The sequence below is a fragment of the Microcoleus sp. A006_D1 genome, assembly GCF_036702805.1.
Classification (GTDB): Bacteria; Cyanobacteriota; Cyanobacteriia; order Cyanobacteriales; family Microcoleaceae; genus Microcoleus.
Map to the genome: position 1 here is coordinate 356,145 of NZ_JAUBVZ010000006.1, position 21,932 is coordinate 378,076.

The 21,932-nt window shown below is 48.4% G+C and carries 34 protein-coding genes; 31 read left to right on the plus strand and 3 right to left on the minus strand.

All coding sequences use genetic code 11. The features are described 5' to 3' along the window. Positions 1-218 precede the first annotated feature (218 nt). The 3 genes from QUB68_RS13960 to QUB68_RS13970 form a co-directional block, all read right to left on the minus strand. Positions 219-725, minus strand: coding sequence for a salt stress protein, Slr1339 family (locus QUB68_RS13960; protein ID WP_332993267.1), 507 nt, complete (start codon positions 723-725; stop codon positions 219-221). Positions 726-798: 73 nt separating this feature from the next. Continuing rightward, on the minus strand, positions 799-1,404 hold the full coding sequence (locus QUB68_RS13965) for a vWA domain-containing protein (protein ID WP_332993270.1): 606 nt from the start codon (positions 1,402-1,404) through the stop codon (positions 799-801). Positions 1,405-1,524: 120 nt separating this feature from the next. Next, positions 1,525-2,001, minus strand: a complete 477-nt coding sequence (locus tag QUB68_RS13970; protein ID WP_332993273.1) for an NAD(P)H-quinone oxidoreductase subunit N — start codon at positions 1,999-2,001, stop codon at positions 1,525-1,527. Between the two features lie 430 nt (positions 2,002-2,431). On the opposite strand from QUB68_RS13970, the gene rplC reads away from it, so the two are divergent. From rplC to prfA, 31 genes are all read left to right on the plus strand, one after another. After that, positions 2,432-3,067 (plus strand): 50S ribosomal protein L3, encoded by a 636-nt coding sequence (gene rplC / locus QUB68_RS13975; RefSeq protein WP_332993276.1) that lies wholly within the window; start codon positions 2,432-2,434, stop codon positions 3,065-3,067. A 116-nt stretch (positions 3,068-3,183) separates the two neighbouring features. Further along, positions 3,184-3,816, plus strand: a complete 633-nt coding sequence (rplD, locus tag QUB68_RS13980; protein ID WP_332993277.1) for a 50S ribosomal protein L4 — start codon at positions 3,184-3,186, stop codon at positions 3,814-3,816. After that, positions 3,809-4,117, plus strand: coding sequence for a 50S ribosomal protein L23 (locus QUB68_RS13985; RefSeq protein WP_265233172.1), 309 nt, complete (start codon positions 3,809-3,811; stop codon positions 4,115-4,117). The genes rplD and QUB68_RS13985 overlap by 8 nt, the downstream gene beginning before the upstream one ends. 159 nt (positions 4,118-4,276) lie before the next feature. Continuing rightward, positions 4,277-5,140, plus strand: a complete 864-nt coding sequence (rplB, locus tag QUB68_RS13990) for a 50S ribosomal protein L2 (protein WP_332993279.1) — start codon at positions 4,277-4,279, stop codon at positions 5,138-5,140. Between the two features lie 127 nt (positions 5,141-5,267). Beyond that, positions 5,268-5,549, plus strand: coding sequence for a 30S ribosomal protein S19 (rpsS, locus tag QUB68_RS13995; protein WP_332978146.1), 282 nt, complete (start codon positions 5,268-5,270; stop codon positions 5,547-5,549). Positions 5,550-5,646: 97 nt separating this feature from the next. Then, entirely contained in the window at positions 5,647-6,006 is a 360-nt protein-coding gene (gene rplV, locus QUB68_RS14000; RefSeq protein WP_332993281.1) for a 50S ribosomal protein L22, read from the plus strand. A 188-nt stretch (positions 6,007-6,194) separates the two neighbouring features. Then, positions 6,195-6,923, plus strand: coding sequence for a 30S ribosomal protein S3 (gene rpsC / locus QUB68_RS14005; protein WP_332993283.1), 729 nt, complete (start codon positions 6,195-6,197; stop codon positions 6,921-6,923). Between the two features lie 104 nt (positions 6,924-7,027). Beyond that, on the plus strand, positions 7,028-7,447 hold the full coding sequence (rplP, locus tag QUB68_RS14010; RefSeq protein ID WP_332993285.1) for a 50S ribosomal protein L16: 420 nt from the start codon (positions 7,028-7,030) through the stop codon (positions 7,445-7,447). 155 nt (positions 7,448-7,602) lie between these two features. Continuing rightward, entirely contained in the window at positions 7,603-7,914 is a 312-nt protein-coding gene (gene rpmC / locus QUB68_RS14015; protein ID WP_332993288.1) for a 50S ribosomal protein L29, read from the plus strand. 38 nt (positions 7,915-7,952) lie between these two features. Further along, positions 7,953-8,201, plus strand: a complete 249-nt coding sequence (gene rpsQ / locus QUB68_RS14020) for a 30S ribosomal protein S17 (RefSeq protein WP_332993293.1) — start codon at positions 7,953-7,955, stop codon at positions 8,199-8,201. 129 nt (positions 8,202-8,330) lie between these two features. Further along, positions 8,331-8,699: a 50S ribosomal protein L14 gene (gene rplN / locus QUB68_RS14025; protein ID WP_332993295.1), complete on the plus strand. Its 369-nt coding sequence runs from the start codon at positions 8,331-8,333 to the stop codon at positions 8,697-8,699. Between the two features lies 1 nt (position 8,700). After that, positions 8,701-9,063, plus strand: a complete 363-nt coding sequence (gene rplX / locus QUB68_RS14030; RefSeq protein WP_265233163.1) for a 50S ribosomal protein L24 — start codon at positions 8,701-8,703, stop codon at positions 9,061-9,063. Positions 9,064-9,247: 184 nt separating this feature from the next. Next, positions 9,248-9,793: a 50S ribosomal protein L5 gene (rplE, locus tag QUB68_RS14035; protein ID WP_332993298.1), complete on the plus strand. Its 546-nt coding sequence runs from the start codon at positions 9,248-9,250 to the stop codon at positions 9,791-9,793. Positions 9,794-9,815: 22 nt separating this feature from the next. Further along, positions 9,816-10,220 carry a 30S ribosomal protein S8 gene (gene rpsH / locus QUB68_RS14040; protein WP_265233161.1) on the plus strand — a complete coding sequence of 135 codons (405 nt, stop codon included), beginning with the start codon at positions 9,816-9,818 and terminating at the stop codon, positions 10,218-10,220. Between the two features lie 122 nt (positions 10,221-10,342). After that, complete coding sequence (gene rplF / locus QUB68_RS14045) at positions 10,343-10,891, plus strand: 50S ribosomal protein L6 (protein WP_332993300.1); 549 nt, start codon at positions 10,343-10,345, stop codon at positions 10,889-10,891. Positions 10,892-10,893: 2 nt separating this feature from the next. Next, entirely contained in the window at positions 10,894-11,256 is a 363-nt protein-coding gene (rplR, locus tag QUB68_RS14050) for a 50S ribosomal protein L18 (protein WP_332993303.1), read from the plus strand. Positions 11,257-11,384: 128 nt separating this feature from the next. After that, positions 11,385-11,933, plus strand: coding sequence for a 30S ribosomal protein S5 (gene rpsE / locus QUB68_RS14055; RefSeq protein WP_106150139.1), 549 nt, complete (start codon positions 11,385-11,387; stop codon positions 11,931-11,933). Positions 11,934-12,078: 145 nt separating this feature from the next. Further along, positions 12,079-12,525: a 50S ribosomal protein L15 gene (gene rplO / locus QUB68_RS14060; protein WP_332993307.1), complete on the plus strand. Its 447-nt coding sequence runs from the start codon at positions 12,079-12,081 to the stop codon at positions 12,523-12,525. Between the two features lie 103 nt (positions 12,526-12,628). Further along, positions 12,629-13,933, plus strand: coding sequence for a preprotein translocase subunit SecY (secY, locus tag QUB68_RS14065; protein ID WP_332993310.1), 1,305 nt, complete (start codon positions 12,629-12,631; stop codon positions 13,931-13,933). Between the two features lie 5 nt (positions 13,934-13,938). Beyond that, a complete protein-coding gene (locus QUB68_RS14070) occupies positions 13,939-14,520 on the plus strand; it encodes an adenylate kinase (protein WP_332993312.1) in 582 nt (193 codons plus the stop codon). Between the two features lie 295 nt (positions 14,521-14,815). Further along, positions 14,816-15,040: a translation initiation factor IF-1 gene (infA, locus tag QUB68_RS14075; protein ID WP_096830559.1), complete on the plus strand. Its 225-nt coding sequence runs from the start codon at positions 14,816-14,818 to the stop codon at positions 15,038-15,040. 363 nt (positions 15,041-15,403) lie between these two features. After that, positions 15,404-15,517, plus strand: coding sequence for a 50S ribosomal protein L36 (rpmJ, locus tag QUB68_RS14080; RefSeq protein WP_015178722.1), 114 nt, complete (start codon positions 15,404-15,406; stop codon positions 15,515-15,517). 83 nt (positions 15,518-15,600) lie between these two features. Beyond that, positions 15,601-15,984 carry a 30S ribosomal protein S13 gene (gene rpsM / locus QUB68_RS14085; protein WP_332993316.1) on the plus strand — a complete coding sequence of 128 codons (384 nt, stop codon included), beginning with the start codon at positions 15,601-15,603 and terminating at the stop codon, positions 15,982-15,984. An 84-nt stretch (positions 15,985-16,068) separates the two neighbouring features. Then, positions 16,069-16,467: a 30S ribosomal protein S11 gene (gene rpsK, locus QUB68_RS14090; protein WP_006634980.1), complete on the plus strand. Its 399-nt coding sequence runs from the start codon at positions 16,069-16,071 to the stop codon at positions 16,465-16,467. 174 nt (positions 16,468-16,641) lie between these two features. Then, on the plus strand, positions 16,642-17,586 hold the full coding sequence (locus QUB68_RS14095; RefSeq protein ID WP_332993319.1) for a DNA-directed RNA polymerase subunit alpha: 945 nt from the start codon (positions 16,642-16,644) through the stop codon (positions 17,584-17,586). Between the two features lie 125 nt (positions 17,587-17,711). Beyond that, entirely contained in the window at positions 17,712-18,062 is a 351-nt protein-coding gene (gene rplQ, locus QUB68_RS14100; protein WP_332993321.1) for a 50S ribosomal protein L17, read from the plus strand. A 29-nt stretch (positions 18,063-18,091) separates the two neighbouring features. Next, entirely contained in the window at positions 18,092-18,934 is an 843-nt protein-coding gene (truA, locus tag QUB68_RS14105) for a tRNA pseudouridine(38-40) synthase TruA (RefSeq protein WP_332993323.1), read from the plus strand. A gap of 124 nt (positions 18,935-19,058) precedes the next feature. Beyond that, complete coding sequence (gene rplM, locus QUB68_RS14110; RefSeq protein ID WP_332993325.1) at positions 19,059-19,514, plus strand: 50S ribosomal protein L13; 456 nt, start codon at positions 19,059-19,061, stop codon at positions 19,512-19,514. Then, on the plus strand, positions 19,514-19,927 hold the full coding sequence (gene rpsI, locus QUB68_RS14115; RefSeq protein ID WP_194067224.1) for a 30S ribosomal protein S9: 414 nt from the start codon (positions 19,514-19,516) through the stop codon (positions 19,925-19,927). The genes rplM and rpsI overlap by 1 nt, the downstream gene beginning before the upstream one ends. A 157-nt stretch (positions 19,928-20,084) precedes the next feature. Beyond that, complete coding sequence (rpmE, locus tag QUB68_RS14120; RefSeq protein ID WP_332993326.1) at positions 20,085-20,393, plus strand: 50S ribosomal protein L31; 309 nt, start codon at positions 20,085-20,087, stop codon at positions 20,391-20,393. Between the two features lie 315 nt (positions 20,394-20,708). Then, the gene (prfA, locus tag QUB68_RS14125) at positions 20,709-21,806 is read left to right on the plus strand and encodes a peptide chain release factor 1 (protein WP_332993329.1); all 1,098 of its coding nucleotides are present in this window, start codon (positions 20,709-20,711) and stop codon (positions 21,804-21,806) included. Positions 21,807-21,932: the final 126 nt, after the last annotated feature.

The following is a 21,932-nucleotide window of genomic DNA, read 5'->3' on the forward strand; positions in this document are numbered from 1 at the left end:
GACACGGCACTGCCGTCTCCCGAATCCCACGTGTTACAAATGATATTTATTTGACCATTTGTAGGGACAAGGCACTGCCGTCTCCCGAATCCAGCGTGTTACAAATGATATTTATTTGACCATTTGTAGGGACACGGCACTGCCGTCTCCTTACTACAAATAGGGATAGCAATTAACCGAAAACCGTCCTTGCAAATTGTGAATACCGTGTAGTTTGCTCAATCAAACTGACTCACAGCTTGCAAATAGTCGATCGCCGCATCGATCCTCGAACCATACTTAAAAGCAAACTGATCGAACCAAAATCTCTCATCCGAATTCTTATCTAACTTTTTCAGCCAAACCTGAGCTTGCCTGACTTTTTGCCTGTGCGTTTGTACGTCCAACTCCGGCCCCGCGACCTTTTCTGGGGGCCGAGTTGCCACGGAAGTTACTTCCTGAGCTTTATTTTGTGCTTCATGCTCAGCAGACAGCGTTTCCTGTGCAGCCACTTCCTGAGCTTTATTTTGTGCTTCGTACTCAGCCTTAATTTGAGCTAAATCCTTGTCTAAAGCACCAGCATACAAATTTAGATCTGATGTTTTTAATGCTTGATTTGACCGCACTGCTATTGGTTGCAAAGGCGGTTGTGCTTGCACCGGCGGCTGACTTTTCAACTCAGCTTGTTTTTGAGATGCTTGATACTCTGCCTTAAGTTCAGCTAACAGGCGATCGATCGATTCCATAACTTAAAACCCCCTAAAAAATGCTGCCCAGCAACCAGGCACAAATATAATCGCGCGAAATTTGCCCACATCCTCAATCAGTTATTGCATTCAGCAATACTTCCGTCAGGGTCATTCCTTCAATATCATCCATCGTTACTGTATCAACAATATCGAATTTAGCTCCGGCGCTTTGCAGTTCGTCGTCCAATATCTTGAGAAACTTAGTCGCTTCCGGGGCATTCCCTACTTGAATGAAGGAAATCGCCAACTCTTCATCTCGATCGAGCTGACGCGAAGCCTCTATAATCGTTTTCATCACTTCTTTGCGATCGTCCGGTTCTCCGTCCGTCACCACTAATATGGTTTCCCCATTTTGCTTAGTCTTAGCGGATGCTTTGCGCTGAAAATAACTGTTGAGAGCGTCTTGCAGTACCGCAGCCAAATTCGTAGTCCCGGAAGGTTCGTTTTCTAGGAATATTTGCACGACTTTAGCTGCGGTGACGTTCTCGTACCGCTTGAAGCGACCGGAGAACAAATAAACTGTTATGCCATCAGGGTCAAGTTCTTCGCATTTATTCGCCAGTGCAACAGTCGATTCTTGTATCAGCGCCCACCGACTTTTCCCGCCCATCTGGTCTTTGGTGTACATACTGCCGCTTTTGTCAATGATGATTGTATAATCGCGGTTCTGAAGCATCGGATTTTTCCTGTTAATTAAGTTTTTACCAAAAATATCGAAAACCAGCGAGCCGAAGCTGTGGAGCTTTCGTTGCTCGCTGCGTTTTTTTAGTTGATTTGCGATCGCAAATACCGGAATTTAAGCGGCAACTAAAGCATCTTTAAGCGGCTTCCAGCTAAAAACTCGATCGCCCCCCATCTCCACTGCTATTTTAACTCGCGGTTCTAACGTCGGCAAAACAGTCAAATACTCAATCTCCTGACTCGACAAAATCTGCCCTTCAATAATCCAGAGCACCAATCCTTTTGCTTTCGGCGGCAAATTATCTAATTGAGTTTTCAACATCGGCGGCACGTAGTAGGTATAACCAACAGCCCCTTCATTCCCAGTAGTTTTCTTGCCCAAATGGGGCGGCCGCACCCCGTGAACCCCAGTCAAATACATCGCCAAATCGCCCAAACCCCGCGCCGTAATCGTGTACGCACCATAGCCTTTTGCCCTCAGCCGCCGCAGGTAACGGCCCTCAAATCCTCCCTCTAAAGGAACGTACAGGGCTAGCGACCCCGACTTTTCCAAATCCCGAATCATATCCGAGCCCGTTGTAATCAGTCCCATAAATTTGTCTTGCCTGTGGTTTTAAATTTGGTCGATCGCCCGTTGCGAGCTTAAAGTATTATAAATCCTAAAGCTGAGGCAAAAAGTTATCAAAAATGGCCTTGACAAATACCAACACTTCATATACTATTGTTAACTGGTGCTGTAAAGGATACTGAGTAGATTACTATTCAAGTCCTAGCCCAAATAAGCAAGACCGAAATCAAACTCGGAGATCGAATAGGCGAAAAGCCACGAATCTCAACCCTTGCAAGACTTCCACAAGCTCGCTCCCAAATTTAAAACTCAAATTTTAAACACCGAGGAAAGCTGTTGGTTGATAACAGTTAATTGCGGAAACACTGAAATAAATGTTTCTGCACAAGAGCAAGCGGATTGACGTAAACTTCGCAATCCGAAACCTCTTGCGTAAATAAAAGGAAAAAAATCCGTGTCTGTAGGCATTCTTGGCACTAAACTAGGCATGACTCAAGTCTTTGACGCTGAAGGGAGAGCAATCCCCGTCACCGTCATCAAAGCAGGGCCTTGTACAGTAACTCAAATCAAAACCAAACAAACTGATGGCTACGGTGCCATTCAGATTGGATACAGTGAAGTCAAACCAAAGGCTCTCAACAAGCCAGAATTGGGACATCTTGCCAAGTCGGGGGCGAATCCATTGCGCCACTTGCACGAATACCGATTGGAAGACACCAGTTCCTTTGAATTAGGTCAACAGCTAAACGCTGATGCCTTTACACCGGGACAGATAGTAGATGTCATCGGTACAAGCATCGGTAAAGGTTTTGCCGGCTTTCAAAAGCGCCACAACTTTAAACGAGGCCCCATGTCTCACGGTTCCAAAAATCACCGCGAACCTGGATCGATCGGGCCTGGAACCACTCCCGGTCGTGTTTATCCTGGTAAAAGAATGGCAGGACGCATGGGCAACGTTCAAGTCACCGTCCGCAAACTAACAATTGTCCGGGTGGATACAGAGCAGAATCTGTTGCTAATTAAGGGAGCAGTTCCCGGAAAAGCTGGCGCCTTAGTCAATGTTGTGCCTGAGAAAAAAGTTGGGTGGTAGTCATTAGTTATTGGTTATTGGTTATTGGTTATTAGTAGCAATTAACCAATAACAAATGGCAACTAACAAAAAACAACTAATAACAGACAACTAACAACAGACAAAGGACAAAAGATATGGTTAACTGTGTAGTGCGAAATTGGCAAGGCGAAGAAGTTGGAGAAACAACTTTAGAGCTTCGCGTAGCCAAGGAAGAAAATGCGTCTCACGTTGTTCACAGAGCATTGACGCGGCAAATGAATAACGCCCGTCAAGGCAATGCTTGCACCAAAACTCGGGCGGAAGTTAGAGGCGGTGGCCGCAAACCCTGGCGTCAAAAAGGAACAGGTCGAGCCAGAGCAGGTTCTATCCGTTCTCCGTTATGGCGGGGCGGCGGTGTTATCTTCGGGCCAAAGCCGAGAGACTTTGAAGTCAAAATGAACAAAAAAGAACGCCGTCTCGCTCTGCGGACAGCATTCTTCAGTCGTACCGAAGACATGATTGTGGTTGAAGAATTTGCAGAGCAATTTCCGAGACCGAAAAGCAAAGAATTGTTGAGTGCGATCGCCCGTTGGGGTATCGAACCAACTAAAAAAGTTCTGTTAATCTTGCCAGAACCGCAACTTAACGTCTATTTGTCAGGACGCAACATCGAATTAGTCAACGTCATCTTGGCAACTTCCCTGAATGTTTACGACGTTCTCGCGGCTGACAAAATTATCGTCACATCTACAGCCATAGCTAAAATTCAGGAGATTTACGGTGAGTAAAATCGACCCACGCGACTACGCAGATTTGATCCAGCGCCCGATTCTCACCGAGAAAGCTACCCGAATGATGGAATTAAATCAATTCACATTCGACGTAGCCCCGAAAGCGACCAAACCTCAAATCAAAGCTGCAATCGAAGAGCTATTTAAGGTTAAAGTCACCGCTGTCAATACCCAAAACCCGCCGCGCAAAAAGCGTCGAGTTGGTAAATTTGTCGGTTTTAAACCTTGTTACAAGCGAGCAACCGTCACTTTGCTAGACGGAGACTCGATCCGCAAACTCCTATTCCCAGAAGTTTAGCCAATTTTGGATTTTAGATTTTAGATTAAAGAATTGCAGTTAGCTGGTGCAAATTCCCCATCTAGGAAACTGCCAAGTTAACTGACTAATCCCAAATCTAAAATCTAAAACCGCAAAGTCCAAAATCCCAAGTCTAAAATCTAAAATCTAAAATCGATTATGGGCATTCGTTCTTACCGACCTTATACCTCCAGCACCCGAGAAAAGACCGTCTCGGACTTTGCTGAAATTACGAGATCAGAACCAGAAAAGTCTCTAACCAGCAATAAGCACACCAAACAAGGCCGCAACAACCGAGGCGTCATTACCTGTCGCCACCGGGGAGGCGGTCACAAACGGCTTTATAGAACGATCGACTTCCGCCGCGACAAGCACAGCATCCCTGCTACCGTCAGCGCGATCGAATATGACCCCAACCGCAACGCCCGCATCGCCCTCCTGTTCTACAAAGACGGCGAAAAACGGTACATCCTGCACCCGCTGAACTTAGCCGTCGGTACAGTAATTGTCTCAGGCCCAGACGCGCCGATCGAAATCGGCAACGCTCTACCCCTGAAAAACATTCCCCTCGGTACCAGCATCCACAACGTCGAGCTAGTACCAGGTAAAGGCGGACAAATCGTCCGTTCCGCAGGCTCCAGCGCTCAGCTAATGGCAAAAGAAGGTAGCTACGTCACCCTCAAACTGCCATCCGGTGAACAACGCAAAGTCCGCGCCGACTGCTACGCTACGATCGGTCAAGTTGGCAACACAGACGCCAGAAACATCAGCCTCGGCAAAGCTGGTCGCACCCGCTGGAAAGGCCGCAGACCAACAGTTCGTGGTAGCGCCATGAACCCGGTAGATCACCCGCACGGTGGTGGCGAGGGCAGAGCGCCCATCGGGCGTCCAGGCCCCGTCAGTCCTTGGGGCAAACCAGCATTGGGTGCCAAGACTCGAACCAAAAACAAGCGCAGCGACTCTTTAATCGTTCGGCGCCGCCGCAAATCTTCCAAGCGTGGCAAGGGCGGCAGACAAAGTTAAGGTTGGAAGGAAGAAGGAAGAGGGAAGAAGGAAGAAGGAAGAACAAAAAAAGTTTCTCCGCGCTCTTTTCTTCCTTGGACTTTCTTCCCAATTCAATTCCAACTACTAATTAATAATTACCAAAATCATGTCTCGATCGCTAAAAAAAGGCCCGTTTGTCGCAGACCACCTGATGACAAAAATCGAAAAACTCAATGCCGCAGGCCAAAAACAAGTAATTAAAACTTGGTCGCGAGCTTCCACAATCCTGCCCCAAATGGTAGGTCACACGATCGCCGTTCACAACGGCAGACAGCACGTACCCGTCTACCTGACAGACCAAATGGTCGGTCACAAACTCGGAGAATTCTCCCCCACTCGCACCTTTAGAGGTCACGCGAAAAGTGGTGATAAAAAGGCAAAAAGATAGCCTAATTAGGTGACAGGTAACAGGTAATCGGAAAAACTTTTTCCCAATTACCATTTACCAATTACCCAATTACCATTTACCAATTACCCAAATCGAAATGGCTATAGATACCACAACCGAAATTAAGGCGATCGCCCGTTACATCCGGTCATCCCCCTTCAAAGTGCGCCGAGTCCTCGACCAAATTCGCGGCAAAAGCTACCAAGAAGCGCTGATTTTACTCGAATTCATGCCCTACCGCGCCTGCGAACCAATTGTCAAAGTTTTGCGATCGGCAGTAGCAAACGCCGAACACAACGCAGGATTGGATAAATCCAAGCTAGTGGTTTCTCAAGCTTACGCAGACCAAGGCCCAGTCCTCAAGCGCTTTAGACCCCGCGCTCAAGGTCGCGCCTACCAAATCCGCAAGCCAACTTGCCACATTACGGTAATAGTTGCTCCGCTCCTAGAAGACTAAACAACGGAAAACGGTAATAGGTAACAAACAGCTTAAAGTAGAAAAAAATAGGTAATCACCAATTACTTTTCTTCAAGGCACGGAAATCAAGAGGTAGCAGATAGTTGTTTTTTACTTCTTCCTTCTTCCTTCTTCCTTCTTCCTTCTTCCTTCCCTATTACCAATTACCAATTAACTCATCAAATATTATGGGCCAAAAAATACATCCAATTGGTTTTCGCCTCGGCATTACCCAAGAGCACCGCTCTCGCTGGTTTGCTGACCCGAAAAACTATCCAGAACTCTTGCAAGAAGACTATAAAATTCGCAAGTACGTCCGCAAAACCCTCAGCAATGCTGGCATTTCTTCGGTCAGAATTGAGCGCAAAGCCGATCAAATCGACCTAGAAGTATTCACCGCCAGACCGGGCGTTGTCGTAGGCCGCGGCGGAGCAGGCATCGAAACCTTGCGCGTCGGCTTGCAGCAGCAACTCGGCAGCAATCGCCAAATCCGCATCAACGTCGTCGAAGTTCAACGAGTAGATGCAGATGCCACACTGATAGCAGAATACATTGCTCAGCAACTAGAACGGCGCGTATCCTTCCGCCGAGTAGTCCGCCAAGCAATCACCCGCGCTCAAAAAGTAGGCGTCCAAGGCATCAAAATTCAAGTCAGCGGACGGCTTAACGGCGCAGAAATCGCCCGTACCGAATGGACGCGCGAAGGCAGAGTCCCCTTGCACACACTGCGGGCAGACATCGACTACTCCTACTGCACCGCTCAAACCATCTACGGTATTCTCGGGATTAAAGTTTGGGTCTTCAAAGGCGAAATTATTCCCGGACAGGAACAAGAAGCCGCACCAAATGCAGCCGTGCCCCGCACGAAAAACAAGCGCCGCCGTCAGAATTTTGAAGATCGATCGAACGAAGGCTAACAGTCAATTGACAGTTGACAGTTGACAGTTGACCTGGGACAGCGAAGGGCGAGTAAGTTCGTGCTGTCCGCTATACCGATTAACAATTACTGAATTCCCCAGCCATGTTAAGCCCTAAAAGAACAAAATTCCGCAAACAACAGCGCGGGCGAATGAGCGGTATTGCCACCCGCGGCAATACAGTTAGCTTTGGCGACTTCGCGCTCCAAGCGATCGAACCAGCTTGGATCACTTCTCGCCAAATAGAAGCCGGACGACGCGCCATGACCCGCTATATCCGCCGGGGCGGCAAAATCTGGATTCGCATTTTTCCCGACAAACCAGTCACCCAGCGCGCAGCAGAAACCCGGATGGGTTCTGGTAAAGGTGCACCTGAGTTTTGGGTTGCCGTTGTCAAACCCGGCCGGGTAATGTTTGAAATTGGTGGCGTAACTGAAGAAATTGCCCGCGAAGCAATGCGCTTGGCAGATTTCAAACTACCCATTAAAACCAAGTTCATCACTCGCGAAGAAGACCCATCATAGCGACGATCGAAGGTAGAAGTAGCTCTGCATTCTGAGAAATTTTAAACGGCTACAGCAATTTAAAATCTGGGATTCACAACTGTTCTTTCCTTCGGCCTTCAACCTAGATAATTCTGTCTTCACTAGACCGATCGCTCACGATAAAGCACACAATTATGTCTTTGCCCAAGATTAAAGAAGCTAGAGAATTAAGCGATGCAGCACTAGCAGAGCAAATTTTAGCCGTCAAGCGCCAATTAATGGAATTGCGGCTTCAGCAAGCTACTGGCCGCATGGAAAAGCCTCACCTGTTCAAGCACGCCAAACACCGCGTCGCCCAATTGATGACAGTTGAACGCGAGCGTCAAGTTGCTGCTGATGCACAAGCTACTGCTGAAAAATTAGCCTCTAAAGAAGCCGAACAGCAGGCTGCAACCGCAGCAGTCAGCGCAGAGTCAGCAGCAACTGAGCCGGCGATCGCAGAGTAGTTCAAAAAAACTCAATTGCATAACAAAAATAGGTAGGTATGGCAATTAAAGAACGAGTTGGCGTAGTAGTCAGCGACAAAATGGACAAAACCGTCGTGGTAGCGATCGAAAACCGCTCCTCCCACACCAAATACGGCAAAATCGTAGTCCGCACCAAGCGGTACAAAGCTCACGACGAAGAAAATAAGTGCAAATCGGGCGATCGCGTCCGCATCACTGAAACTCGCCCCTTGAGCAAAACCAAACGCTGGGCGGTTGCTGAGATTTTCGGTGCAAAAAATGGCTAACAGTTAATTGCTAATTGCCCGGCGTAGTGCGATCGGCTTGTTTAGCGCGATCGACTCCCTGATTAACCATCAAATAGCAATTAGCACTTACCAGTTAGCAAGCATCAAATTACCTTTTCCCAAATCACCATGATTCAACCCCAGACATACCTCAATGTCGCCGACAATAGCGGAGCCCGCAAACTGATGTGCATCCGCGTATTGGGAGGCGGCAACCGTCGCTACGGCGGAGTCGGCGATGTCATCATTGCCGTCGTCAAAGACGCCATCCCCAATATGGCCGTCAAAAAATCCGATGTCGTCCGGGCTGTCATTGTCAGAACCCGCAAAGGCGAACGTCGCGACAGCGGCATGAGCATTCGTTTTGACGACAACGCCGCCGTCATCATCAACGTAGACGGCAACCCCAAAGGCACTCGCGTCTTCGGCCCCGTTGCCCGCGAACTGCGCGACAAAAACTTTACTAAAATCGTTTCCTTAGCCCCGGAGGTACTTTAAAATGTACGGAAAAAAGGGTAAACCAACTAGCGAACCGCAGCGCTATAGAATGCACGTCAAAGCAGGCGACACCGTGCAAATAATTACTGGCAAAGAGAAAGGAAAAGTCGGAGAAATCTTAAAGACATATCCTAAAGTCAGCAAAGTGATTGTTAAAGGTGTAAACATCCGAACCAAGCACGTCAAGCCTCAGCAAGAGGGAGAATCCGGGAAAATAGTCACGTTTGAGGCTCCCATTCACAGCTCAAATGTCATGCACTATTCCGAAAAAGAGAAAATCGCCAGCCGCGTTTGCTATACATTTAGCGAAGATGGCCGCAAACTGCGACAACTCAAAAAAACCGGAGAGATCCTCGATAATTAGTCCTTAGTCCTTAGTCATTAGTCCTTAACTGGCAACTGACAACTGACAACTGACAACTGACAACTGACAACTGACAACTGTCAACTGACAACTGTCAACTGACAACTGGCAACTGACAACTGACAACTGACAAGCGACAAATTCCCTGACCAAGCCCAGGGACAGTTAACGAAACACAAAAACTATGCCGGACAAACTCAAAGTTCTTTATCAAGGAAAAATAGTTCCGAAACTGATGGATCAGTTTCAATATACTAATATCCATCAGGTTCCCAAACTCGTCAAAGTCACCGTGAACCGCGGTTTGGGAGAAGCATCTCAAAATGCTAAGGCACTCGATTCGTCGATCAATGAAATTGGCATCATTACCGGACAAAAGCCGGTCGTGACGCGGGCAAAAAAGGCGATCGCAGGCTTCAAAATCCGTAAAGGAGTACCCGTCGGTGTCATGGTGACGCTGCGTGCCGATCGGATGTATGATTTTCTCGATCGGCTGATCAACCTCGCACTCCCCCGCATCCGCGACTTCCGCGGCATCAGCCCCAAAAGCTTCGACGGTCGTGGTAACTACAGCTTGGGTCTGAGAGAGCAGCTAATCTTTCCAGAAATAGAATATGACAGCATCGATCAAATTCGAGGCATGGACATTTCCATCATCACCACAGCAAATACCGACGAAGAAGGACGTGCCTTGCTTAAAGAAATGGGAATGCCGTTCCGGGACAACTAAGCACTAGAGTAAGAAGCAAAAGATGGCAGCTAACGATACCATAGCAGATATGTTGACGCGCATTCGCAATTCTTGCATGGCGCGCCACCAAACAACACAAATTCCAGCTACAAAAATGACCCGTAGCATCGCCCAAGTCCTCAAAAACGAAGGCTTTATCAGCGAATTTGAAGAAGCAGAACCAGAAGGGATCAAGCGAACTATAGTGCTTTCTTTAAAGTACAAAGGTAAAACTCGCAAGCCCATTATCACGGCACTTAAGCGAGTCAGCAAACCAGGACTTCGCGTTTACTCGAACCGAAAAGAACTGCCCAGAGTATTAGGAGGAATTGGCATTGCCATCATCTCCACCTCCAGCGGCATTATGACCGATAGAGAAGCTCGACGCCAAGGTTTGGGCGGTGAAGTGCTTTGTTATGTTTGGTAGTCATTAGTCATTAGTCATTAGTCACTGGTCATTGGCAACATACTCCAAAATCAATCACTAAGGACTAATAACTCAAGACTAATAATCAAGGACTAATAACTAAAAACAAAGGACAAAAAAATATGTCGCGAATTGGCAAGCGTCCGATTAGCATCCCGACCAAAGTCACCATCACCCTAGACGGTCAAAAAGTAGCCGTCAAAGGCCCTAAAGGTGAACTTTCCCGAGTAATCCCAGCCGAAATCCTCATGGGACTAGAAGGCGAAACTTTACTCGTTACCCGCCGAGACGAATCTCGCGTCGCCAGACAACTGCACGGCTTGTGCCGCACCCTAGTCGCCAACATGGTCGAAGGTGTATCCGCAGGTTTTCAGCGTCGTCTAGAAATTATCGGTACAGGTTATCGGGCACAGGTTCAAGGACGGAACCTGATTTTAAACGTCGGTTACAGCAAGCCAGTTGAAATGCCCCCTCCAGAAGGCATCACAGTGGCAGTTGAAGGCAACACAAACGTCATTGTCTCCGGCATTGACAAAGAACTCGTAGGCAACACAGCAGCCCGCATCCGCGCGGTGCGTCCGCCCGAAGTCTACAAAGGCAAAGGTATTCGCTACAGCGGCGAAGTCGTCCGGCGCAAAGCTGGTAAAACAGGCAAAACAGGTAAGAAGTAACCATGAAGCTTACTCGCAAAGAATCAGTCCACCGCAGACACCGCCGCGTGCGGCGCAAGGTATTCGGCACTTCCGAACGTCCCAGACTAGCGGTATTTCGATCGGAAAATCACATCTACGTCCAAGTAATCGACGACACGACACAGCACACTTTGGCTGCTGCGTCAACCCTCGATCCAGAATTGAAAGCCGAACTCGGTTCTGGAGGCAATTGCACCGCCAGCACCAAAGTCGGTCAGTTGATTGCCAAACGCTGCTCCAGCGCTGGCATAGTCAAAGTCGTATTCGATCGCGGAGGCAACCTCTACCACGGTCGTGTTAAAGCCCTTGCAGATGCAGCTCGCGAAGCCGGGTTAGACTTTTAGGAAGAAGGAAGAAGGAAGAAGGAAGAAGGAAGAAGGAAGAAAGAAGCAATAAAATTCTTAATTCCTAATCGTTAATTCCTCAGTGCCGACTACCAGTTACTAATCCTCAATTCCCACAAGACAAAACTATGGCAGAACAAAAAGAACAGCGCAACAAGAAAAAAAGCAGCAGCAACAACAAAGGGCGCGAAAAAGAATCCGAATGGCAAGAACGGGTTGTTCAGATTCGTCGCGTTACCAAAGTAGTCAAAGGTGGTAAAAAACTCAGCTTCCGCGCCATAGTCATCATCGGCAACGAACGCGGTCAAGTTGGAGTGGGAGTCGGCAAAGCTAGCGACGTAATCGGTGCCGTTAAAAAAGGCGTCGCTGACGGCAAAAAGCACCTAATTGAAGTCCCCCTCACCAAATCTAACTCCATCCCCCACCCCATCAACGGTGCAGGCGGCGGAGCCAAAGTAATGATGCGTCCGGCAGCACCCGGAACAGGCGTAATCGCAGGGGGAGCAGTCCGAACTGTTCTCGAACTAGCAGGAGTCCGCAACATCTTAGCCAAACAGCTAGGTTCCGGAAATCCCTTAAACAACGCCAGAGCAGCAGTCAATGCCCTCTCCACCCTCCGCACCTTGTCCGAAGTTGCTCAAGAACGCGGAATTCCAGTAGAAAACCTCTACGGTTAGGGCATAGAGAATGGGAAACTGTCAGTTTTGAGTGTTAAGTGCTTGCGTTGAGAATCAAAAATCCGCAACTCAAAACTCACGCACTCAAAACTACTGCGCGCCCGCTCTCTTGCATACCAATTACCAACTACCAATTACTAAAACTATGAGATTGCAAGACGCCCGACCCAAAGCAGGCTCCCAAAAGCGCCCTCGACGCTTAGGCAGAGGTATTTCTGCCGGTCAAGGCGCGAGCTCCGGTAAAGGGATGCGCGGTCAAAAAGCTAGATCCGGCAGCGGCACTAGACCCGGTTTTGAAGGTGGTCAAAATCCTCTTTACCGCCGCTTGCCCAAGCTAAAAAGCTTCCCTTTAGTGAACCGCAAAGAGTACACTATCATTAATGTCAGTAAATTAGCATCGCTGCCAGCAAACACAGAAGTTACTCTCACCTCTTTGATTCAAGCAAAAATTGTCACGACAGACGATGGGCCGCTGAAAATCTTAGGAGATGGCGAATTGAATGTGGCTTTGCAAGTGCGCGCCAAGGCTTTTACCGCAGGTGCTCGCACCAAAATTGAAGCCGCCGGCGGAAGTTGCGAATTAATTGCCTAAAGATTTGAGGTTTGAGAAGATGTCCAAATCTCAAATCCTCTCTTCTTGCTATCAGAAAATGATTTAGTCGAAAATCCCAAATCTAAAATCCAAAATCGGAACTATGGACGTTAGTAGAGAGAAAGCGCCAACTGCACAAGAGACGTTCATGCAGATGGCTCAAGCTGCTGGTTTGCGAGGCCGCATCCTCGTAACTATTGGCTTATTGATTTTAGTGCGCCTGGGTGTCCACTTGCCAGTCCCCGGTATCGATCGCGCCGCCTTTGCCCAAAACGTCCAAAATAGCCCTTTAATTGGCTTTCTGGACTTGTTTTCAGGAGGCGGTCTCTCAGCTTTGGGGATTTTCGCGCTGGGGATTTTGCCTTACATTAATGCTTCAATTATTGTGCAACTTCTAACTGCGGCTCTGCCAAGTTTAGAAGACTTGCAGAAAAATGAAGGAGAAGCAGGGCGGCGCAAAATTTCTCAAATTACTCGCTACGTTTCCCTGGGCTGGGCTATTCTGCAAAGCGTTGGCATTGCGATTTGGGTCAGTCCTTTTGCTCAATCTCCGGGACCTTTTTTCATCCCACAAACAGCTTTGGCTCTAACAGCCGGCTCGATGTTTGTGATGTGGATATCGGAAGTGGTGACAGAGCGAGGTATTGGGAACGGAGCGTCGCTGCTGATTTTTATCAACATTGTGTCGGTTTTGCCGCGCTCTTTGGGACAAACTTTTGAATTGGCTCAAAGTGGCGACACGCAAGTTGTCGGCCGCGTGGTCGTTCTGCTGCTGGTCTTTTTGGTGACGATTGTCGGGATTGTTTTTGTTCAGGAAGGTACTCGCCGCATTCCGATTATTTCGGCCCGCCGCCAAGTCGGCCGCAAAGTTTATCGGGAGAGCCGCAGCTATCTACCCCTGCGCTTAAATCAAGGCGGAGTGATGCCGATTATTTTTGCATCTTCGGTGTTGATTGTGCCTTCTTTCCTCGCTCAGTCTCTCAATCAGCCGTTTTTGGTTCAAGTTGCTAATGTTTTGAGTCCGAACGGCCCTGCGCCTTGGGCTTACGCGCTGTTTTATCTGACTTTGATTCTGTTCTTCAGCTATTTCTATGCTTCGTTGATTGTCAACCCCGTAGATATGTCTCAGAACTTGAAGAAAATGGGCGCCAGTATTCCTGGGATTCGTCCTGGTCAGAAAACCAGCGATTATGTGGAGAAGGTTTTGAACCGTTTGACTTTCTTGGGCGCGATATTTCTCGGTCTGGTGGCCATTGTACCAACGGCTGTAGAAAGCGCGATCGGCGTCCAAACTTTTAGAGGCTTTGGTGCAACTTCCTTACTGATTCTAGTAGGTGTGGCGATCGAAACTGCTAAGCAAATTCAAACTTACGTCATCTCCCAACGATATGAAGGAATGGTGAAGTAATCGCAATGCAACTGATTTTTATGGGGCCTCCAGGGGCAGGAAAGGGAACTCAGGCTCAGCTTTTAGCCGCTCTCTGGAAAATACCCCACATTTCTACGGGCGATATCCTGCGCGCCTGCGTGGTAGCGAAAACTCCCTTGGGTTTAAAAGCCCAAGCCTACATGGATGCTGGTGATTTGGTTCCAGACCAGTTATTGATAGATATCGTACAAGAACGCATGAATCAACCAGATGCTAGTTCTGGCTGGATTCTGGACGGATTTCCCCGCACTGTGACACAGGCAATGTTTTTTGACAAACTAATCTGTGATGTTGGTACTGGGGGAAGTACGTCTGGTAAGGATTGCGCTCTGAGAGCTGTCAATTTGGACGTACCTGACAATGTTTTGGTGACTCGCCTGTTGTCTCGGGGTCGCCAAGATGACAATGAGGAGACGATCCGCCGCAGGTTGCAAGTTTATCGCGAACAAACTGAGCCTTTGATTGCTTTCTACAGCAGCCGCCAACAGTTGGTTGCGGTTGATGGCGATCGCGATCTGGAATTAGTCACCGCAGAACTGCAACAAGCTCTCTCGGGCGACTCTTGAACCCTCTCAATCGAGCTGGTTATTCACCAGCTTTTGCTAAGATGTGTTAACTAGGAGCTTTTTGATGCTCTCAGGTTTTGTGAGGGTTGCTAGTTCCAGGATTGAACTCGATACTAATTGCCACAATTTTACTCAAGTAAAGCTAAAGCGATCGAGAAAGTTGAGTCTTTAAGTCGATCGAGTCGCCCGAATTATTGCCCCCCATTCCCGTTTAATCTCTACCAGTAAATAGGTTTTGAGGTAAATGCTGGAACACTCCTAGTTAATCAAATGTAGAGTTGAGGTAAATACCAAATTGTCTAAGCAAGATTTAATTGAAATGGAAGGGACAGTGGTGGATTCCCTCCCCAATGCGATGTTTCGCGTTGACCTAGATAATGGGTTTAACGTGCTAGCTCACATTTCCGGCAAGATCCGCCGCAACTACATCAAAATTCTGCCTGGCGATCGCGTCAAAGTCGAATTAACTCCCTACGACTTGACCAAAGGCAGGATTACTTATCGCCTTCGGAAAAAATAGGCTTAGATAAAACTTTCTAAAAACTAATTCTAAGTTTAATTAGAGAGAATTTGGTAAAAAGCTTCAAATTTATGCTATAATGCTACGTTTGTAGTGTTGCCGAGAAGGGCGTCAACAACCCACCGGCGTACCGGGTTAAGTCATTGCTACGCCGTAAAACGATCGCTCGCCAAGATTCTGGCACAGGCGAACTTTGACCCAGCAATGGGAGTGGGTGCAAGCGGGCTCCTTCATAAAACAACCCGCACTTTATACAATTTAATCGAGGAGAGGCCTACACCTTGCCCAGCTTCTCCTCCCACCGCTCTACGGGCCAGCGTGCCTGCTCTCCGGTAGAGCGGGGTTCTCCAGGCAGGAAGAAAGATGAAAGTTCGAGCATCTGTCAAAAAAATTTGTGAGAAATGTCGCGTCATCCGCCGTCGCGGTCGAGTGATGGTGATATGTACTAACCCGAAACACAAACAGCGCCAAGGTTAGAAAACAGGAAGATTGGGCACTGCACACAGGTGCTGCCTAATTGAATATTGTAGCCAAACAGGAAAACTAGGGAGACAAAAAGTGTGGCACGGATTGCCGGGGTAGACCTTCCACGCGATAAGCGCGTCGAAATAGGTCTGACATACATTTACGGAATAGGCCTGTCGCGGGCCCAAGAAATCATCGCTGCAACAGGCGTAAATCCTGACATTCGCGTCAAGGATTTAACAGAGGCCGACGTGACTACTCTGCGGGCTCATGTAGAAAGCACCTACCAAATCGAAGGAGACCTCCGGCGCTGGGAGTCAATGAACATCAAGCGCCTGATGGACATCGGAACTTATCGCGGTCGCCGTCACCGTTTGGGTCTGCCAGTGCGGGGACAACGAACCCGTACCAACGCCAGAACCCGTCGCGGCGTCCGCCGAACAGTTGCGGGCAAGAAAAAGGCACCTTCCAAGAAGTAACTGCTTTTTGGGAAAACTACGCTGGGGGCTGCTGGCTCCTAGCGCTTCGGGACATTAGTTGAGAGAAACGTTAAAGAGACTAATATGGCGCGACAACAAACAGGCAAGAAATCTGGTGCGAAAAAGCAGAAACGGAATGTACCCAATGGGGTAGGCTACATCCAGTCTACCTTTAACAACACGATTGTAACTATTACCGACCTTAACGGCGAAGTAATATCCTGGGCATCAGCAGGTTCCAGCGGTTTTAAAGGAGCAAAGAAGGGCACTCCCTTTGCAGCTCAAACAGCAGCAGAAAGTGCAGCTCGCAGAGCAAATGACCAGGGAATGCGCCAAATAGAAGTAATGGTGAGCGGGCCCGGAGCAGGTCGAGAAACTGCAATTCGGGCGCTGCAAGGGGCGGGACTAGAAATTACCCTGATTAGAGATGTTACCCCAATTCCTCACAACGGCTGTCGCCCTCCCAAGCGGCGTAGAGTCTAAAACGATTTGAGATTTTAGATTTTAGATTTTGGATAATGGCTAACTGCTTAAAGTCAAAAAATAATGCTTCTAACTGTTGCCCCGTCCATCCAAAATCCGAAATCCGTTCAGGGGTATGCTCTGCAATCTAAAATCCAAAATCAAAAATCCAAAGTGGAAAAGGGAGGTCACTCCGTGGCGCAGTTTCAAATTGAATGTATAGAGTCTAACACTGACAAAGACCGGAGTCAGTACGGAAAATTTGTCCTGGAACCGCTCGATCGCGGTCAAGGAACAACTGTCGGGAACGCGCTTAGGCGAGTCCTGATGTCAAATTTGGAAGGAACGGCAGTAACTTCAGTCCGCATCGCGGGTGTCAATCACGAGTTTGCCACGATCGAAGGGGTACGGGAGGATGTTCTCGAAATCCTGCTGAACATGAAAGAGGTCGTCCTCAAAACTCATTCTCAGCAGCCACAAATCGGCAGGTTGCGGATTGAGGGGCCTGTCACAGTTACTGCCGATCGATTCGATTTGCCCTCTGAGGTGGAATTGATCGATAAATCGCAGTACATTGCGACTCTCTCCCCGGGTTCTGTTCTGGAAATGGAATTCAGAATTGAAAAAGGCATCGGATACCGAGCAGTAGATCGCACTCGCGATGATGGATCGGCTTTGGATTTTCTCCAAATCGACGCTATCTTTATGCCGATTCGCAGAGTCAACTACAGCGTTGAAGATGCTCGGCTGGGCGGCACTGTCGAAAAAGATCGGCTAGTGATGGAAATCTGGACTGATGGCAGTGTGACTCCTCAAGAAGCTCTGAGTCAATCTGCTCACATCCTGGTAGATTTATTTGCCCCTCTCAAAGACATCACCCAAGATTCTCTCAAACCAGAGTATCCAGGTGAGGCAGATCCTACAAGCCAAATCCCGATCGAAGAATTGCAGTTGTCAGTCCGGGCTTACAACTGTCTCAAGCGGGCTCAGATCAACTCAGTCGCAGACTTATTGGATTATACCCAAGAAGACTTGCTTGAGATTAAGAACTTCGGGCAGAAGTCCGCAGAAGAAGTGATTGAAGCTTTACAAAAACGCTTGGGCATTACCTTGCCACAGGAAAAATCAGCTAAAAGTTAATCAACGGGTAACGGGTAAAAAAAGTTCGGAATTTTGAGTGTGTGAGTTCTTAAGTTAAAGAATTCACCCCCCAAGTTCGCGGACTATCCCCACGCCCAATTACCAATTACCAATTACCAACTGCTATGCGCCACCGCTGTCGCGTTCCCCAACTCAGCAAACCGGCTGACCAGCGCCGCGCCCTACTGCGCTCGCTGACCACCGAATTAATCCGCCACGGTAAAATCACTACCACTCTCGCCCGCGCCAAAGCGCTGCGCTCAGAGGCGGACAGGATGATTACCCTGGCCAAAGATGGCTCCTTGTCCGCTCGTCGGCAAGCTATGGGCTATATCTATGACAAACAGTTAGTGCACGCCTTGTTTGAGGCTGCCCAAGAACGGTACGGCTCGCGCAACGGGGGCTATACCCGCGTAGTGCGAACTGTCCCCCGTCAAGGAGATAATTCCGAAATGGCGATCGTTGAACTGGTTTAATTCAATTTTGGGTTGGAGATTTTTGATTTATGACTGACAATCCAAAATCCCCAATCGAAAATGCCCGATCGATACAGCGCGTTGCTCTGGTGATCCAATACCTCGGCACTAACTTTCACGGTTGGCAGCGACAGCCGAACCAGCGTACAGTACAAGAAGAAATTGAAACAGCAATATCGAATGTACTCCAACGCCCGGTAACGCTGTACGCGGCCGGGAGAACTGATGCGGGAGTTCACGCGGCTGCCCAAGTAGCCCATTTTGATGCTGACGGCCCAATTCCGGCTCACCGCTGGGCAAGCGTTCTCAACTCTCGACTGGCAAAAGATATTTTAATTCGAGCTTCGGCAAAGGTGGAACCTACCTGGCACGCTCGGTTCTCAGCCAGTTGGCGGCGCTATCGCTACACCCTTTATACAGACCCGATTCCTAATTTGTTTGTGCGTCCTTTTGCTTGGCATTGCTACCGGGCGCCTGTGGACGAATCTTTGATTCAGGCAGCTTTGACACCGCTAATCGGGCGGCATCACTTGGCGGCTTTCCACCGCGCGGGGTCTGCCCGCCCCCATTCCTGGGTGGACGTACAAGCGGCAGAGTGTCACCGTTCTGGGCCTCTTATCTATATTGAGGTTCAGGCGAGCGGGTTTCTGTACGGGATGATGCGGCTGCTGGTGGGGTTGCTGGTGCAGGTGGGTCAGGGGGAAAGGGCGATCGACAATTTCACTGATATCTGGGTCAACGAACGCCGAGAAATGGTAAAATACGCCGCTCCCGCTCAAGGTTTATGCCTGCTGCGGGTTGGCTATTCAGAATTTCCCTTTCCCCCAGATGTCTGGTACGACACTCAGCCAAAATTTGTTATTGGTTATTAGTTATTGGTTATTAGTTATTGGTTATTAGTTATTGGCAACAACTAACAAATAACAAATAACAAATAACAACTAACAAATAACAAATAACAAATAACAAATAACAACTAACAACTAACAACTAACAATGAACAAAACTTACGTCCCTACTAAAGACTCCCTAGAGCACAAGTGGTACGTGGTCGATGCCGCCGATCAGCGGCTGGGCCGTTTGGCAACTGAAGTTGCCACGCACCTCCGGGGGAAACACAAACCCACTTACACTCCTTCTATGGATACCGGCGACTTCGTAATTGTCATCAACGCTGAAAAAATCGTTGTTACTGGCAAAAAACGTACCCAGAAAATCTACCGCCGCCACTCTGGCAGACCCGGCGGCATGAAAACAGAAACTTTTGCCAAACTGCAAGTACGTTTGCCCGAAAGAATTGTCGAAGAAGCTATCCGAGGAATGCTACCTCACACTTCTCTGGGCAGACAACTGTTTACTAAGCTAAAGGTGTACGCTGGCCCTAACCACCCGCACCAAGCTCAACAACCAGAAGAGTTAATTATTCACACGATTCCGGGAGGAAATGACTAATGCAAGCAACAGATACATCCGGCCGCGCCGTGTACTGGGGTACCGGTCGCCGCAAGTGTTCCGTAGCACGGGTACGTTTGGTTCCCGGCACTGGCATACTGACTGTCAACGGTAAAGAAGGGGATTTGTACCTGCAATTCAACCCTACTTATTTGGCTCTCGCTAAGGCTCCTCTGGAAACTTTGGGTCTGGAAAATGAGTATGACATTTTGGTAAAAGTCGAAGGCGGTGGCTTGACAGGTCAGGCTGACTCGATTCGCTTGGGTGTCGCTAGAGCACTTTGTCAATTAGACCCAGACAACCGCAAGCCTCTCAAGACTGAGGGCTATTTGACTCGCGACCCGCGGGCCAAAGAACGGAAAAAGTACGGTTTGCGCAAAGCTCGCAAAGCTCCTCAATACTCGAAGCGGTAATCGAGGGCAGAAGGAAGAGGGAAGAAGGAAGAAGGAAGAAGGAAAATTTATCCAGATTCCATCCTCCTTTTTTCGGTGTCTATTTCTGGTTTGGGATTCCTGATACCAAATCAAAGCTAAAATGGTTGTAAAGTCAAAAAATTAGAGAGTAAAGAAAATGGCGAAAGATGGTATTCACCCTGAGTGGTATCCCGAATCTCAGGTCTATTGCAACGGGGAACTTGTGATGACTGTTGGTTCAACTAGACCAAAGCTTCAAGTTGATGTCTGGTCGGGAAATCATCCTTTTTATACTGGCACTCAGAAGATTATTGATACTGAAGGTCGTGTGGAACGCTTTATGCGCAAATACGGCATGACGGATGTAGAAATGCCCCAGGTAGATGCTTTGTCTGGGCCGCTGAAAATGGAAGAGCCGAAAGCTGATGCTGCTAAGGCTGCTGCTAAAGGCAAAAAGAAGAAGTAGCCGGATTGTCATTTGTCCGCAGTCGGTTGGGAGTAGTTTTTTCTACTGGTGACTGACTGCTCTCGGATTTTGGATTTGAGATTTGAGATTGCTACGGCTGGCAGTTGAGTTCGATCGCGATTCTATCTCAACTGCTATTCAAATCTAAAGTCTAAAATCTAAAATTTATCCGCCCTCGGATTGGAGAGCTTAGATTGAAGAGTTGCTACGGCTGGCGGTTGAGTTCGATCGCGATTCTATCCCAACTTCTCTTCAATTCTAAAATCTAAAATCTAAAATCTAAAATCTAAAATCGATTGACGGAGGACATTTGACATGGCTGAATCTTATTTGCTGGATAAATTGAAGTCGGTAGAGCAAACTTTTCATGAGTTGACTCGCCGCATGGCTGACCCGGATGTGGCTAGGGATAATTATGAGTTTCAGCGGGTAGCGAAAGCTCGATCGTCCTTGGAGGCAGTGGTCGATACTTTTGATCTGTGGAAAACTACTCAGGAAGATTTGGTGGGTGCGCGACAGGTTCTCAAGGAAGCAGCGAGCGATCGCGAAATGCAGCAAATGGCTGCGCTGGAAGTTGAGGAACTTGAGTCAAAGTCGGAACATTTCGAGAGTCGTTTGAAGGTTTTGTTACTGCCTCGCGACCCGAATGATGATAAGAATATTATGCTAGAAATTCGGGCGGGTACTGGCGGAGATGAGGCTAGTATTTGGGCGGGAGATTTGCTGAGGTTGTATTCCCGTTATGCTCAAACTCAAGGCTGGGTGGTGAAGTTGGTGAGCGAGTCGCTGGCGGATATGGGCGGCTTTAAAGAGGTGATTCTGGAAGTTCAGGGCGACAGCGTTTATAGCAAGCTGAAGTTTGAGGCTGGGGTACACCGGGTGCAGCGGGTGCCGATGACTGAGGCTAGTGGCCGGATTCATACTTCGACGGCGACGGTGGCGGTGATGCCGGAGGTTGATGATGTGGAGATTCACATCGATCCGAAGGATATTGAGATGAGTACGGCTCGATCGGGCGGCGCTGGCGGTCAAAATGTGAACAAGGTGGAAACTGCTGCGGATTTGTTTCACAAGCCGACGGGAATTCGGATTTTCTGTACTGAGGAGCGCAGTCAGTTGCAGAATAAGGAGCGGGCGATGCAGATTTTGCGGGCTAAGCTCTATGATCTGAAGTTGCGGGAGCAGCAGGATGAGGTGAAGTCGCGGCGTTTGGCTCAGGTTGGTACTGGTTCGCGATCGGAAAAAATTCGCACGTACAACTATAAGGATAATCGGGCTACCGACCACCGTTTGGGGGAGAATTTTTCGCTCAATACTGTTTTGGAAGGGGATATTGAGGGGATTATTCAGACTTGCATTTCTCAGGATCAGCAGGAACGTTTGGCTGAGTTGGCAGCTTCTACTTCTAATTAATGGGTTGATGGAAGGCACATCTTGGGGTGTGCCTTTGTTCTTTGTTGAGGTGACGGATGTGGTTGAGTAGGCTGTCCCAAATTTGGTTGGCGATGCCTACGGCTGGCTACACGCGATCGGATAGTT

Excerpts from the sequence above, each read along its gene's own strand:
- rplX (WP_265233163.1), top strand. The coding sequence starts at position 8,701 with ATGTACGGAAAAAAGGGTAAACCAACTAGCGAACCGCAGCGCTATAGA.
- rplM (WP_332993325.1), top strand. The coding sequence starts at position 19,059 with ATGAACAAAACTTACGTCCCTACTAAAGACTCCCTAGAGCACAAGTGG.
- rpsI (WP_194067224.1), top strand. The coding sequence starts at position 19,514 with ATGCAAGCAACAGATACATCCGGCCGCGCCGTGTACTGGGGTACCGGT.
- rpmC (WP_332993288.1), top strand. The coding sequence starts at position 7,603 with ATGTCTTTGCCCAAGATTAAAGAAGCTAGAGAATTAAGCGATGCAGCA.
- secY (WP_332993310.1), top strand. The coding sequence starts at position 12,629 with ATGGACGTTAGTAGAGAGAAAGCGCCAACTGCACAAGAGACGTTCATG.
- rpmE (WP_332993326.1), top strand. The coding sequence starts at position 20,085 with ATGGCGAAAGATGGTATTCACCCTGAGTGGTATCCCGAATCTCAGGTC.
- rplO (WP_332993307.1), top strand. The coding sequence starts at position 12,079 with ATGAGATTGCAAGACGCCCGACCCAAAGCAGGCTCCCAAAAGCGCCCT.
- rpsQ (WP_332993293.1), top strand. The coding sequence starts at position 7,953 with ATGGCAATTAAAGAACGAGTTGGCGTAGTAGTCAGCGACAAAATGGAC.
- rplF (WP_332993300.1), top strand. The coding sequence starts at position 10,343 with ATGTCGCGAATTGGCAAGCGTCCGATTAGCATCCCGACCAAAGTCACC.
- rplP (WP_332993285.1), top strand. The coding sequence starts at position 7,028 with ATGTTAAGCCCTAAAAGAACAAAATTCCGCAAACAACAGCGCGGGCGA.
- rplD (WP_332993277.1), top strand. The coding sequence starts at position 3,184 with ATGGTTAACTGTGTAGTGCGAAATTGGCAAGGCGAAGAAGTTGGAGAA.
- truA (WP_332993323.1), top strand. The coding sequence starts at position 18,092 with ATGACTGACAATCCAAAATCCCCAATCGAAAATGCCCGATCGATACAG.
- rplV (WP_332993281.1), top strand. The coding sequence starts at position 5,647 with ATGGCTATAGATACCACAACCGAAATTAAGGCGATCGCCCGTTACATC.
- rplB (WP_332993279.1), top strand. The coding sequence starts at position 4,277 with ATGGGCATTCGTTCTTACCGACCTTATACCTCCAGCACCCGAGAAAAG.
- QUB68_RS13960 (WP_332993267.1), bottom strand. The coding sequence starts at position 725 with ATGGAATCGATCGATCGCCTGTTAGCTGAACTTAAGGCAGAGTATCAA.
- QUB68_RS13970 (WP_332993273.1), bottom strand. The coding sequence starts at position 2,001 with ATGGGACTGATTACAACGGGCTCGGATATGATTCGGGATTTGGAAAAG.
- rpsE (WP_106150139.1), top strand. The coding sequence starts at position 11,385 with ATGGCAGAACAAAAAGAACAGCGCAACAAGAAAAAAAGCAGCAGCAAC.
- rplR (WP_332993303.1), top strand. The coding sequence starts at position 10,894 with ATGAAGCTTACTCGCAAAGAATCAGTCCACCGCAGACACCGCCGCGTG.
- rpsS (WP_332978146.1), top strand. The coding sequence starts at position 5,268 with ATGTCTCGATCGCTAAAAAAAGGCCCGTTTGTCGCAGACCACCTGATG.
- rpsC (WP_332993283.1), top strand. The coding sequence starts at position 6,195 with ATGGGCCAAAAAATACATCCAATTGGTTTTCGCCTCGGCATTACCCAA.
- rpmJ (WP_015178722.1), top strand. The coding sequence starts at position 15,404 with ATGAAAGTTCGAGCATCTGTCAAAAAAATTTGTGAGAAATGTCGCGTC.
- rplQ (WP_332993321.1), top strand. The coding sequence starts at position 17,712 with ATGCGCCACCGCTGTCGCGTTCCCCAACTCAGCAAACCGGCTGACCAG.
- rpsK (WP_006634980.1), top strand. The coding sequence starts at position 16,069 with ATGGCGCGACAACAAACAGGCAAGAAATCTGGTGCGAAAAAGCAGAAA.
- QUB68_RS14070 (WP_332993312.1), top strand. The coding sequence starts at position 13,939 with ATGCAACTGATTTTTATGGGGCCTCCAGGGGCAGGAAAGGGAACTCAG.
- prfA (WP_332993329.1), top strand. The coding sequence starts at position 20,709 with ATGGCTGAATCTTATTTGCTGGATAAATTGAAGTCGGTAGAGCAAACT.
- rplN (WP_332993295.1), top strand. The coding sequence starts at position 8,331 with ATGATTCAACCCCAGACATACCTCAATGTCGCCGACAATAGCGGAGCC.
- rplE (WP_332993298.1), top strand. The coding sequence starts at position 9,248 with ATGCCGGACAAACTCAAAGTTCTTTATCAAGGAAAAATAGTTCCGAAA.
- rpsH (WP_265233161.1), top strand. The coding sequence starts at position 9,816 with ATGGCAGCTAACGATACCATAGCAGATATGTTGACGCGCATTCGCAAT.
- QUB68_RS13965 (WP_332993270.1), bottom strand. The coding sequence starts at position 1,404 with ATGCTTCAGAACCGCGATTATACAATCATCATTGACAAAAGCGGCAGT.